This is a genomic window from Phyllobacterium sp. NPDC097923 (assembly GCF_044760925.1).
In the GTDB taxonomy this organism is placed as follows: Bacteria; Pseudomonadota; Alphaproteobacteria; order Rhizobiales; family Rhizobiaceae; genus Phyllobacterium; species Phyllobacterium calauticae.
Genome location: NZ_JBIWBL010000004.1, coordinates 173,445 through 185,621 on the forward strand (window position 1 = coordinate 173,445; position 12,177 = coordinate 185,621).

Sequence of the window (12,177 nt, forward strand, 5' to 3'; positions counted from 1 at the left end):
ACCCGGGCAGGCAGCCCATACCGGCCGCTACCTTGACGGGATGATCACGCCAAATTGCCCACCTGCTCCACCTTGGATGCGGGGGACGGCGATTTGATCCTGGGGAAATCATAGCCATTCACCTTGGACGTCTTGTATCCGGCCCCGACCAGCGCTTCGGCAACCTTGACGGCTGCCGTGACGCCGTCAATGACGGGAATACCGGTCGCGGCGCTGAGCCGGTCGCACAACAAAGACATGCCCGCACAGCCAAGAACGATCGCTTCCGCGCGGTCTTCCAGTTTCGCCTTGCCGATTTCAAGCACGAGAAGACGCTCTGCCTCGACCGGGTCTTCATCCAGTCCCAGCACCGGCAGATTGATGGCGCGAACGTTGCGGCAATGGTGGTTTGCGCCGTAAGCGCTGACCAGATCTTCGATGATCGGGATGGAGCGGGGCAATGTCGTGATCACCGTGAAGCGCCGGCTGATCGTCATCGCGACCTGTATGGCGGCCTGGCAGATGCCGATCACGGGGCCCCGTGCAATCTCGCGTGCCGCATGCAGGCCGGGATCATCGAAGCAGGCAATGACATAGGCATCCACGCCTTGCGCCTGCCCCTTGCGTATTTCGGAAAGCATGGCCGGAACAGCCATGGCCTCGTCGGCCCCGCCCTCGATGCTCACCGGCGTATCCACGGGATTGACCGCGGTGACGCGCGTTGTCGGATAGGCCACCCGGACGGCACTTTCCAGAACCTGGGAAGTCATGGACGCTGTGGAGTTTGGATTGATGAGAAGAATATGCACGGTCGAGTTCCTTCAGCGCCACTTAATCGCGGCGGGATTTGGTAAAATCGGCAATTGGCGGAGGCGCCAGAACGAACTGTCGATCGGATGTGATGTAATTATCGGCGTGGAGACGGGCGATGGGCTGATAAACGTCCGGATTGACGTAGCGCCCCTCCGCGTCAAGGCAATCGCGGCGCACATGCATGTGGACGACTTCGCCAAGGACAAGCACCCGCTTCGGAAATTCGATCAGGCGCTCTACGCGGCATTCCAGGGCACAGGGAGCCGTAGCAGCATACGTTGCATCGATTTGATTGCATGCGGCCGCCTCAAGACCGGCCATCTCCAGCTCATCGACCTCGCTGTCGAAACCCAGCCCGCAAATGAGCATCTGCTGCGCCATGCTCATATCCACCATGTTGACGGCAAACTCACCCGTACGGCGGATATTGGCGATCGTGTCTTTCTCTTCCCCCGACGGCCGTGGCTGCACACCGAGGATCAGGATCGGCGGATCATGTGAGAACACGTTGAAGAAGCTCATCGGCGCCGCATTGCTGTGGCCGGCGCTTGAACGGGTCGTTACCAGGGCGATCGGCCGTGGGCCGATAAAATTCGTCAGCAGACGATATCGGCTCTCCGGTTCAAGCTCTGTAAAATCAAACTGCATGCCGACTCTCCCGTTTCGCTATATAGTATACAATTATTGGGCATTATTGTCTACAATCATGCAGACAAAACGAGTTGACATTTTCCATTTGATCGCGATTGTCTGTCACAATCGGGAGACAGGTACATGACTGAACAAGCAGGGGCTTCAACACAGCAGATTGTTGAACGGGTATGGCTTTCCATTGCCGAGCGCAGGCTTCGGCCCGGCGTGCAACTTAAGGAAGGGCAACTGGCCGCGATCTTCGACGTCAGTCGTGCCCGCATCCGCCAGGCGTTGGTTGCACTTGAACGGGATGGGCTCGTCACGATCATCCCGAACCGCGGCGCATTTGTCTGCCAACCTTCGGTGGATGAAGCACGGGATGTCTTCTTTGTCCGCCGTGCGGTCGAACGCTGTATTGTCGAGCGGCTTTGCAAATCAATCTCCAAAGTAAATGTCACGCGGCTGCGAACGCATGTTTCCAAAGAGCGCACCGCCAATGCACAGGATAGCACGACCGATATCATCAAGCTGTCAGGCGGCTTCCATCTCTTGCTTGCAGAGGTCGCGAACTCGGACTTTCTTTTCGCCACGATGCGCGATCTGATCGCAAGAAGTTCCCTCATCACTGCGGTCTACCGCAACACCAATCGCTTCAACTGCGGGCCGGACGAACACGCCGAAATTGTCGACGCAATCGCAAATGGCGATCTTTCCAAGGCGACAGGGCTCATGGAGCACCACCTTGAACATGTGGAGGCCGAGCTCGATCTGAGCGAAATCCGTGATCTTGCGCACGATTTGCGTTCCGCGCTGGCCTGAACCGCTGACCGTCATTCTGCTGCAGTTGCCATCTTCTCCTCGACCAGATGGCATGCCACACGCGTGCCGCCCTGGAGAGTACGAACCTCTGGCACTTCAGCCGAGCAGCGTCCAATGGCAACCGGACACCGCGGGTGGAAAGTACAACCGGATGGCGGCTTGAGCGGACTCGGCACCTCGCCGCCGCCAACGACCCGATCCCTGTTCGGCTGCTGCACATTGGGTATTGTCTGCAAGAGAAGCCGCGTATAGGGATGCCGCGGATTGGCAAACAGCTCTTCCGTATCCCCCTCTTCCACGATACGCCCAAGATACATCACCGCTATGCGATCCGACATGTGCCTTACAACGCTCATGTCATGGCTGATGAACAGATAGGTAAGACCAAGTTCGTCCTGCAGCTTGCGCATAAGGTTGAGAACCTGCGCCTGAACCGACACATCGAGCGCAGATGTCGGCTCGTCGCATACGAGGAATTCGGGTTCGCTGGCGAGCGCCCGTGCGATTGAAATACGCTGACGCTGACCGCCCGAAAACTCATGCGGATACTTTTCACCATCCGAAGCCGATAGCCCGACAGTCTCGAGCAGTTCCTCAACGCGTTCGGTGATTTCATTTGACGTTTTGAGCAGCTTCATCTCGCGCAGCGGCTCGGCAACGATGTTCTTCACACGCCACCGGGGATTGAGCGAGGCATAGGGATCCTGGAAGATCATCTGCACCGAAAGTGGCGCCCCATTGCGTCCTGGTGCAAAGCGAAGTTCGCCACTGCTGGGTTTGTGCAACCCGGTTACAAGACGCGCAACCGTTGATTTGCCGCAGCCGCTTTCTCCCACGATGCTGAGGCATCCGCCTGCGGGCACGGTGAAGCTGATGTCATTGACGGCTTGCAGAAGCTGACGCGGCTTGCGCTCGACAACCCGGCTCAGCCACGGTGCCGAGACATCGAATGTCTTAACGAGACGTTCAGCGGTAAAAGCCGGCGTTTTTTGTCCGGTCCCGGTCATGCGGTTCCTCCCGCGTTGAGCCAGCAGGCGCTTGCGCCATCGCCCGCCGGCATGAGTTCAGGTTGCTCTCGAATACAGCGCGGTCCGACCGATTTGCAGCGCGGATTGAAAGCGCACCCATCCGGAATCGCATCGAGCCGGGGCATGGATCCATCGATCTGATTGAGGCGCTCCACGCGGGCGGCAAGTGCCGGAATGGAAGCCATGAGGCCGCGCGTGTAGGGATGCGCCGACGCGTGCAACACCTGATTGACCGAACCAACCTCGATCAACCGGCCCGCATACATGACCGCCACCCTGTCGGCTGCTTCCGCAATGACACCCATATCATGGGTAACCAGCATGACAGCCGTGCGCTTCTCCTTGCAAAGTTTACGCAGCAGCGAAATGATCTGCGCCTGAATGGATACGTCCAGCGCCGTGGTTGGCTCATCGGCGATCACCAGCTTGGGCGAGGCCGCGAGTGCCAGGGCGATGACCACTCTCTGCCGCATCCCGCCCGAGAACTGATGCGGATAATGGTTCACCCGCTCATCCGGAGAAGGAATGCCGACCTCTCCGAGTAATTCGATCGCTCGTGCCTTCGCCTGCGATTTGCTCATGTTGAGATGCTGGCGGATTGTCTCGCTCAGTTGGGCCCCCACCGTGAACAGCGGGTTCAGCGAGGTCAGCGGATCCTGAAAGATCGCACCGATTTTGCGGCCGCGGATTTTTTCCATCTCATAGTCATCAAGGGTGTCAATCCGGCGATTCTCGAGCCAGATTGCGCCGCCGCTGATATGGCCGGGGCGCTCAAGCAGACCTTGAATGGCCAGACCGGTCATCGACTTGCCGGCTCCGGATTCGCCGACCACACCAAGGATCTCGCCTGCCCGGATGTCGAGGCTCACATCCGAAAGCGCGGCCACTGTTCCGTGGCGTCCGGGGAATTCCACCGTGAGATTGCGAACCTCAAGGATGGGCTGATCCATTGTTTCACCCATGTGCGCTGCTCTCTATTGGATAACTCGGAGGGAATATTTCGGCGACCGATGGATGCGCCCAGCTTCGCTCGGGATATTTGGCAATCAGTCCGTCAAACTGTTTCTGTATGCGTTCCCGGGCAGACATCATGTCGATGCCTGCAACCTCACCGAACAGCATGGAAGGACGCCCGTCGACAAAGGACGCCCGTGTTACCTTGCCGGATCCGCCGGTAACAAGCGTCGTGATCGGATCGATCGATGGCGCCATGATCGCATCGTCAAGGCCGAACACCGCAATATCCGCGCGCGCGCCCGATGAAAGATGGCCAAGGTCCGTTCTGCCAAGCGCTCGCGCACCGCCAAGCGTTGCAGCGTCGAAAAGATCAGCGCTGCGCGCCCGGTCCGGCACCCCGTCATTGATACGCGATGTGATTAGGCCGATGAGCAGATTCATCAACATGTCGGCCGGTGCCGTGTCGGTGCCCATCGCAATATTGATCCCGCGGTTGCGGCATGCCGAAAACGAGTTCAGCGTATTGCCGCCACGGGCAGACACCAGCGGACAATGCACAATTGAAACACCATTGGCCGCATAAAGGCGAAGATCTTCGTCCGTTGCGTTGGTTGCGTGCGGCGCAATCAGCCGCTCGCTCAAAAGTCCTGACTTCGCGAGCCAGACCGGCGCCGTCGAGCCATGCAGCGCACGGACCGTATCGACCTCCATGACGCCTTGCGCCATGTGCAAGCGGATCTTGCAACCGAGTTCGCGTGCTGCAGCGTCGGTGCGTTGCAGCAATCCGGCCGTGCATGTCTCGACGCGGTCGGGCGCAAGCATCCCCCGCACGAGATCTCCGTGACGGCCGGTCTGCCGTTCGATGAAGCGCACGGCGTCTTCCAGGCCGCGGAAGCCGCGCTGCTCATCGAACACCGGTCGTATCTGGCCCGGACTTTCAAGGACCATGCCGCCTGAGCGGTAGGCCGGACTGAGATAGACCCGCAAGCCGAGGTCTCCAGCCGCATCCGCAGCGGCATCGAACTCGGCAACGGTCTCACCCCACTCGCGATAGAACAGCGACGCGATCGGCGCGGCAGTGGTTATGCCGTTCAGCAGAAGCTGACCGAAGGCGAACCGCTTCTGGAAGGCCAGCTCTTCCGGCGTATACATCTCGTAGGGACCAGCCTCGACATAAGAGCGGGGCCAGACGCGCCCCTTGGCCCAACCCGGATGGTTGTCGATGCCGAGGATCGTCGTGTCGAGATCGGAGAGTGCATCGAGGTCGATGAACCCTGGACTGATCAGCGATCTCCCGAAATCGACACGGCGTGCCACCTCCCCCGGAAAGTGATGCCCGACGAACAGAATTTCGCCGTTCTCGAACACAACTTCTCCTTTATGGACAAGCCTATGGGCCCCATCCCGATGGCCAAGCACCCAATCGGCAGTCAACAGGGTCTGCCCTTCGGGCCTGCGGCCAAGCTTCAGCGTCTCGAATCCGGCTTTTGTCATGGCATGTCCACAATGGCTTGGCCTTGCCGTGCCGTGACACGTCCGCCCTTGATGACCAGCGGACGCGGGGCAATGTCGACAACCGCATGCGCCAGGGTCTCACCCGTCAGAAGGGTCAGGTCGGCCGTACACCCGACTTGCAGACCATAGCCCTCGATCTGCATCACGTCAGCACCACCCTGCGAAACGATATGCAGAACATGTTCAAGTTCGCGGTCTTTCCGCAGCCCGTTTTTCATGCCGATGATCTTGGCACGGTCGAGCATGTCCGGCTGGCCCCACGGCCCCCAGGTGTCGCGAATACCATCGCAGCCGCCGCCGACGCGTATGCCGGCTTCCTTCAGTCGCATGACCGATGGAACCGAAGCAGACGGCGCACCCGTGGTGAGGATCGCCACATCGAGTGCTGCGAGTTCATCCATCAACTTTCCGACCCGCAGATAGTCGTTCATCCCGAGTGCGAACGCATGGCTAATGGCAACTTTACCCTGCATGCCGTTTGCGCGGATACGCTCAAAAATGAGCTCCATTGTGAATGCGCCGAGATCTCCGACCTCGTGCAGATGAATATCGATCGGCCGTTGATGTTTGACGGCAAGCGTGAATATCGTGTCGAGCTGGCCCTTCGGGTCGCGATCTATACCACAGGGATCGATCCCTCCCAGCACCTCACAACCCTGCCGCAGCGCCTCGTCAAGCAGGTCGGTGGTGCCGGGCATGACCATGACACCGGACTGGGGGAAGGCAACGATTTCGATATCGATGATGCCGCGCAATTTCTCGCGGGTTTCCCAAACGCCTTCCACGATGGACAGGCCGTGGGTCGGGTCGATATCGACATGGCTGCGGATATGGGTTGCACCATGCGCCGCCAGCCCGATCGCATGCCGCATGGACTGCCGGTGCGGATCAATACCGATAGCGCTGCGGTTCTCGCGCTCAAAATCAATGCGCTCGCGCAGTACAGCCGCCCGGTTGTTTTCGTGCCACGGCATGCCCCATGTCGTCTTGTCGAGATGGGTGTGGGCATCAATGAGGCCAGGAATGACAATGGAGTTGCCTCCATCTTCGACCGGCATGCCCGGCTCTGGCGTAAATTGACCGAAACCGGCTATTTTCCCATCCTTGATCAGGACATCGCAGCTGTCGCCAGCCATGGGCCGTACATTACGGAGCAATAGATTGGTCATGTGTCATTTACCTCAATTTCGGGTTTAGAGCGTCGCGCAACCAGTCGCCCAGCAGGTTCACCGCAACGACGAGAAGGCAAAGCTGGAGCACGGGAAACAGCACGATCCACCACGAACCGGAAAACAGGAACTGGTTGCCGATGCGGATCAAGGTTCCGAGCGACGGCTGGCTAGGTGGCATACCTATGCCGAGGAAAGACAGCGTCGCCTCAGTCAAAATCGCCATGCCGAAGTTCAATGTCGCTGCCACAAGGACCGGTGTGAGCGTGTTTGGCAGGATATGGTTGGCCATGATCCGGCGAGCCGGTACCTTGATGAGCCTGGCTGCGTGCACATAGTCCTTGCCGCTCTCCACAATCGTCTGGGCGCGAACCGTGCGGGCATACTGAACCCATGCCGACAGCGCGATAGCAAACACCAGCACGGCCGAAGCCCCCATTTCCCGAAGGTCCGCGGGAAGCATCTGCCGAACGACCGTCGAAACCAGAATGGCGACGAGAATGGTTGGGATCGAAAGCGTAACATCGCCGATGCGCATCAGAAGGTTATCGACAAAGCCGCCGAAATAGCCAGCCACGAGGCCGGCACTCATGCCAATCACAAGGGACAGGGCGACAGACGCTATGCCGATGAAAATGGAGATGCGTGTCCCGTAAAGGATGGCCGAGAGCATATCGCGGCCTTGCGTATCGGTTCCGAGCAGATAGGGCCATTCGCCGTTTTGCTCCCAGATCGGCGGCAGTTCCGCCTTCCACATGTCCAGCTGCGCCCCGTCATAGGGATTTTGAGCCGCGATCAGCGGCGCAAACAGCGCCGTCAAGATCAGGACTGCTAGAATGACGGCACCCGCGATTGCTACCTTGCTATGCGTGAATGACCACCATAGGTCGCTGTTGCGCATGCGCCTGAGAAGCGGTGCTCGTGCAGGCCTTGGCGCTTTCGGTGTCTTCGATACGTCTGTTGTCATCGGACAGGTCCCTGACTCTGGGGCTAGCGTGTGCTGCGCAAACGGGGATCGATGACCGCATAAGCGATGTCCACGAGCATATTCAGAACAACGAAAATGAAAGAGATGATGCACAGATAGGCCGCCATCACGGGGATATCGATGAATGTTACAGCCTGGATGAACAGCATGCCCATACCCGGCCACTGGAACACGGTTTCCGTGATGAGTGCGAAAGCGATCAATGAGCCCACATTCATCGCCGTCATCGTGACAACCGGCATGAGGCAGTTTCTCAGCGCGTGGCGGAAATAGATGCGCCAGCGGGGAATGCCTCTCGCCCGGGCGAATTTAATGTAGTCGGACCGGAGCACTTCCAGCATTTCGGCCCGCACCAGCCGCATGATCAGCGTGATCTGGTAAAGCGACAGCGCGATTGACGGCAGGATGAGGGCAGCCCGTCCCGACGATGTCAGCAACCCGGTCGACCACCAGCCAAGTTTGACGACGTCGCCGCGTCCGAATGCCGGCAGCCACCCCATGCTGACCGAGAACACCAGGATCAGCAGGATACCGACGACGAAACTCGGCAACGACACGCCGACAATGGAGAGAAATTGAAGCCCTTCCGTGTACCACTTGCCGCGCTTGATCGCCGTAAGAACGCCAAGAGGAATGCCGAACACCAGTGAAATCAGTGTTGCCACCAGCACCAATTCCAGGGTTGCGGGAAACCGGTCTGCGATCAGCGTCAGAACATCCTGGCCGTTGCGATAGGAGATACCGAAATTGCCCTCAGCCGCATGGATGACAAAGCGGACATATTGGGTGGGCAGGTTATCGTTGAGACCCAGCCGTTCACGCAGATTGTCGCGATCGGCCTGCGTCATCTGTTCATTCGCCATAAGCTCAACCGGATCGCCGGCAAGCCGGAAAATCAGGAAGGCGAGCATGGCCACTGCGAGCATCACCAGGATTGCGTTTGCCAAGCGCCTCACAATAAAAACCAGCATCTGTCGCCTCCCTTAATTCTGTCTACCTTGAACCCGTCAAGGCAGACCGCCACGTCTACTTGGCAAAATGCGTCAACCAGTGACGGGGCTTGTTGTCGGGCAGTTGAACGATATGATCGATCTTGTCCGTCATCACCCAAGCCATGGGCTGCTGATGCAAGGGAAGCATGATGATCTCATCCTTGACCATCTGCAGGGCCTTGGTCTGCAACGCCAGCCGCTTGTTCCTGTCCATCTCCGTCGAGGCCTGCATGACCAGCTTGTCGATTTCGGGATAGCTCCAGCCGCCCCAATTGAAGACACCGGCATTGTCCGACTTCGTCTCAATCATCTGCAGCAGAATGGAGTAGCTGTCGAGCATCGGCTCGTTCGCCCAACCGATCAGATAGACATCAGCCTTACCATTGGTCCGTTTGGGCGTTTGTGCCGCCACCGGCGCAATGTCAAGCTGCGGCTTGAAGCCCGCACGGCTCAGCATGTTGACCATGCCCTGACAGAGCTCCTCCTCGTTGACATAGGCGTCTGTCGTGCACACGAGCGTGAACGCGAAATCCTTTGCCCCAGCCTCTACCAACAGCTTCTTTGACAGTTCCGGATCGTAGGAAACTGGCTTGTCGAGCGCCTCGGTATAGCCCGGAATTTCCGGCGCAATAATCGCACCCGCCGTACGCGATTTACCGCGCATGATCCGCTTCTGGATCAGTTGCGGGTCCAGCGCATGGGCGAATGCCTGCCGGACACGCAGATCATTGAACTTATTGTCATCGCCGTTGGTGAGCTTCGGCTTGCGATTGAACCCCATCATGACCGTCCGCAGATCGGTCCGTTCCATGACCTTGAGTTCGGGTTGGGCCGAGAGGCGGGGCAGATCCTGGGAGGGCGCGTTATCGGTAAAATTGATCTCCCCCGACAGGAGCGCCGCAACGCGGGTGGCTGCCGATGTGATCGGGGTGAACTCGATACGGTCTATATTGGTTTCGGACTTGTCCCACCAATTCGGATTCTTGACGAGAACCGTCTTGCTGTCCGGCACCCGGCTTTCAATGGTGAAGGGGCCAGTGCCATTGGCATGATAGGTCGCATAGCCCTCGAGCTTTGCGCCGACGTCGGTCGGCTTCAACGAATTGTTCTCCGCAAGCCAAGCGGCGTTGAAAATGTGAATGTTGGTCAGATCGTTGAGCAGAAGCGGGTACGGACCCGTCAACTCGATGTCGATCGTATAGTCATCGACCTTTTTTGCCGATTTGTAGGCGGGCAGATTTCCACGCAAGGGCGAGGTCTTGTCACTCACGCGTGTGAGCGACGCCAAGACGTCATCGGCGGTAAAACCTGCGCCGTTGTGGAATTTCACGCCCTTGCGCAGATGAAACCGCCAGACCGTGTCCGACACCGTCTCCCACGATGTGGCAAGGGCTGGCTCAATTTTCAGCTTGGCGTCGTACCGTACCAGGCCTTCATAGACGTGGTTCAGGAAAGCAAGCGTATAGCTGTCACCGTAGGAATAGGGATCGAGCGAGTATATATCATGGGGCGCGCCCCATTTGAGTGTTGCGGCTTGGCCTGGAAAAATCAGGCTCATTGCCACCGTGGCCGCGAGGCTTAGTTGCTTCAACATTGTGGTTTGCTCCGCTTCTGGACGTTTGCCGCCTCCTTGAACGGAGGTCTTGCCTTGGTTATCAGACAGCGCCAAAGGCGCTGCAGATCAGTCTGTCATGCGTGTCAGCCAATGCCGCGGCTTGTTGTCGGCCCGGATCACGACATTCTCGATTTTGCTGGTCATGGCCCATGCCATCGGCTGCTGGTGCAGCGGGATCATGATCGCCTGATCCTTCGCAAATTTCAGCGCGGTGTTTTCAATCGCCAGACGCTTGTCGCGATCCTGCTCCGTGGCGGCCTCTTTGACCATCTTGTCGAGTTCGGGATAGGACCAGCCGCCGTAATTTGCGACGCCATCGGCACCGTGACGGGTGGAAAGCACCTGAACCAGAATCGAGTAGGCATCGAGCGTGGGTTCGTTGGCCCAGCCCACCATGTACACGTCGGATTTACCGCTCGAGCGTTTTGGTGTTTGCACGGCACGCGGGCCGATATCAAGCGTCGGCTTGAAGCCGGCACGCGTCAGCATGTTGACGACACCAGAGCAAACGTCCTCCTCGTTCACACTTTCATCGTTCATACAAAGATAGGTAAAGGCAAGATCGCTCTTTCCAGCCTCTGCCAGAAGCTTGCGCGACAATTGCGGATCATAGGTTGCAGGCTTGTCCAGCTCTGCGCTGTAGCCCGGTATCTCCGGCGCAACCAGAGCCCCGGCGGGATGCGCCAACCCGCGCATGACCTTCTTGTTGATGAGGTCCCGGTCAATTGCATGATCGAACGCCTGCCGCACCCGCAGATCGTTGAATGGATTGTCACGCCCGTCCGTCAGCTTTTCCCGGCGATTGAATGCAATGGAAATGGTTCGCAGATCCGAGCGCTTATCGACCTTGATGCCCGGTGTCGATTCAAGCCGGCCGATATCCTGGATAGGCGCCGCGTCAACCAGATCGACTTCCCCGGACAACAAAGCGGCGACCCGCGTTGCCGCAGATGTAATCGGCGTAAACTCGATGCGATCGATATTGTGCTTCTTCTCGTCCCACCAGCCGTCGTTCACGACAAGGATTGTCTTGCTGTCTGGAACGCGGCTTTCAAGCTTGAAAGGCCCGGTCCCGTTGGTGTGGTAGGTTGTATAGCCTTCGACTTGCGCGCCCACGTCGGTGGGCTTTTCGCTCTTGTTGTCGATCAGCCATTGCGCATTGAACATGAAGATGTTCGTCAGATCATTGAGAAAGAGCGGCGACGGTGCCGAGACTTCAATATCGACCGTATAATTGTCGACCTTTTTCGACCCGACGTAGAGAGGAATGTTGCCCCTGAGCGGCGAGCTCGGATCACTCACGCGCTTGAGCGACGCAATGACATCATCGGCATTGAAATCCGCGCCATTATGGAACTTCACGCCCTGGCGGAGCTTGAAACGCCAGTATTTGTTGTCGATCAGCTGCCATTCCGTGGCCAGCGCCGGAACAACCTTGAATTCAGGCGTGTAACGGACCAGGCCTTCATAGATATGATTGAGAAATGCCAGGTTGGATGTCGAGCCGTAGGAATAGGGATCGAGGGAGAATATGTCCCGCTGCCCGGCCCACCGCAGCGTCGCAGCCTCTGCCGCTGTTCCAAACAATAGCAACGATGTCATTGCCACCAAGACGGATTTTCGCAGTCGCGCCATCGGCATTTCCTCCTCATGTGTGCCCCGTCGCTAG

At 58.3% G+C, this 12,177-nt stretch carries 11 protein-coding genes; 1 reads left to right on the plus strand and 10 read right to left on the minus strand.

What is annotated here, in order from left to right; translation table 11 throughout:
* Window positions 1-44: 44 nt before the first annotated feature.
* Together ACIQWS_RS19210 and ACIQWS_RS19215 are read right to left on the minus strand one after the other, a co-directional pair.
* Window positions 45-788 (minus strand): aspartate/glutamate racemase family protein, encoded by a 744-nt coding sequence (locus ACIQWS_RS19210; RefSeq protein WP_403183035.1) that lies wholly within the window; start codon window positions 786-788, stop codon window positions 45-47.
* Window positions 789-810: 22 nt separating this feature from the next.
* Window positions 811-1,440, minus strand: coding sequence for a flavin reductase family protein (locus ACIQWS_RS19215; protein ID WP_288191449.1), 630 nt, complete (start codon window positions 1,438-1,440; stop codon window positions 811-813).
* 126 nt (window positions 1,441-1,566) lie between these two features.
* On the opposite strand from ACIQWS_RS19215, the gene ACIQWS_RS19220 reads away from it, so the two are divergent.
* Entirely contained in the window at window positions 1,567-2,244 is a 678-nt protein-coding gene (locus ACIQWS_RS19220) for a GntR family transcriptional regulator (protein WP_346308269.1), read from the plus strand.
* A gap of 11 nt (window positions 2,245-2,255) precedes the next feature.
* On the opposite strand, the gene ACIQWS_RS19225 is transcribed toward ACIQWS_RS19220, so the two are convergent.
* The 8 genes from ACIQWS_RS19225 to ACIQWS_RS19260 all read right to left on the minus strand — a co-directional run bounded on the left by ACIQWS_RS19225 (window position 2,256) and on the right by ACIQWS_RS19260 (window position 12,143).
* Window positions 2,256-3,251, minus strand: coding sequence for an ABC transporter ATP-binding protein (locus tag ACIQWS_RS19225; protein ID WP_403183039.1), 996 nt, complete (start codon window positions 3,249-3,251; stop codon window positions 2,256-2,258).
* Window positions 3,248-4,222, minus strand: coding sequence for an ABC transporter ATP-binding protein (locus ACIQWS_RS19230; RefSeq protein ID WP_403183042.1), 975 nt, complete (start codon window positions 4,220-4,222; stop codon window positions 3,248-3,250). The genes ACIQWS_RS19225 and ACIQWS_RS19230 overlap by 4 nt, the downstream gene beginning before the upstream one ends.
* Window positions 4,223-4,226: 4 nt before the next feature.
* Complete coding sequence (locus ACIQWS_RS19235) at window positions 4,227-5,723, minus strand: amidohydrolase family protein (RefSeq protein ID WP_403183045.1); 1,497 nt, start codon at window positions 5,721-5,723, stop codon at window positions 4,227-4,229.
* Window positions 5,720-6,913: an amidohydrolase family protein gene (locus ACIQWS_RS19240; RefSeq protein ID WP_403183048.1), complete on the minus strand. Its 1,194-nt coding sequence runs from the start codon at window positions 6,911-6,913 to the stop codon at window positions 5,720-5,722. The genes ACIQWS_RS19235 and ACIQWS_RS19240 overlap by 4 nt, the downstream gene beginning before the upstream one ends.
* A 7-nt stretch (window positions 6,914-6,920) precedes the next feature.
* Window positions 6,921-7,880 (minus strand): ABC transporter permease, encoded by a 960-nt coding sequence (locus ACIQWS_RS19245; RefSeq protein ID WP_346308321.1) that lies wholly within the window; start codon window positions 7,878-7,880, stop codon window positions 6,921-6,923.
* A gap of 23 nt (window positions 7,881-7,903) precedes the next feature.
* The gene (locus ACIQWS_RS19250) at window positions 7,904-8,872 is read right to left on the minus strand and encodes an ABC transporter permease (RefSeq protein ID WP_223614328.1); all 969 of its coding nucleotides are present in this window, start codon (window positions 8,870-8,872) and stop codon (window positions 7,904-7,906) included.
* 55 nt (window positions 8,873-8,927) lie between these two features.
* On the minus strand, window positions 8,928-10,487 hold the full coding sequence (locus tag ACIQWS_RS19255) for an ABC transporter substrate-binding protein (RefSeq protein ID WP_403183053.1): 1,560 nt from the start codon (window positions 10,485-10,487) through the stop codon (window positions 8,928-8,930).
* Window positions 10,488-10,574: 87 nt separating this feature from the next.
* Window positions 10,575-12,143 carry an ABC transporter substrate-binding protein gene (locus ACIQWS_RS19260; protein WP_403183056.1) on the minus strand — a complete coding sequence of 523 codons (1,569 nt, stop codon included), beginning with the start codon at window positions 12,141-12,143 and terminating at the stop codon, window positions 10,575-10,577.
* Window positions 12,144-12,177 lie beyond the last annotated feature (34 nt).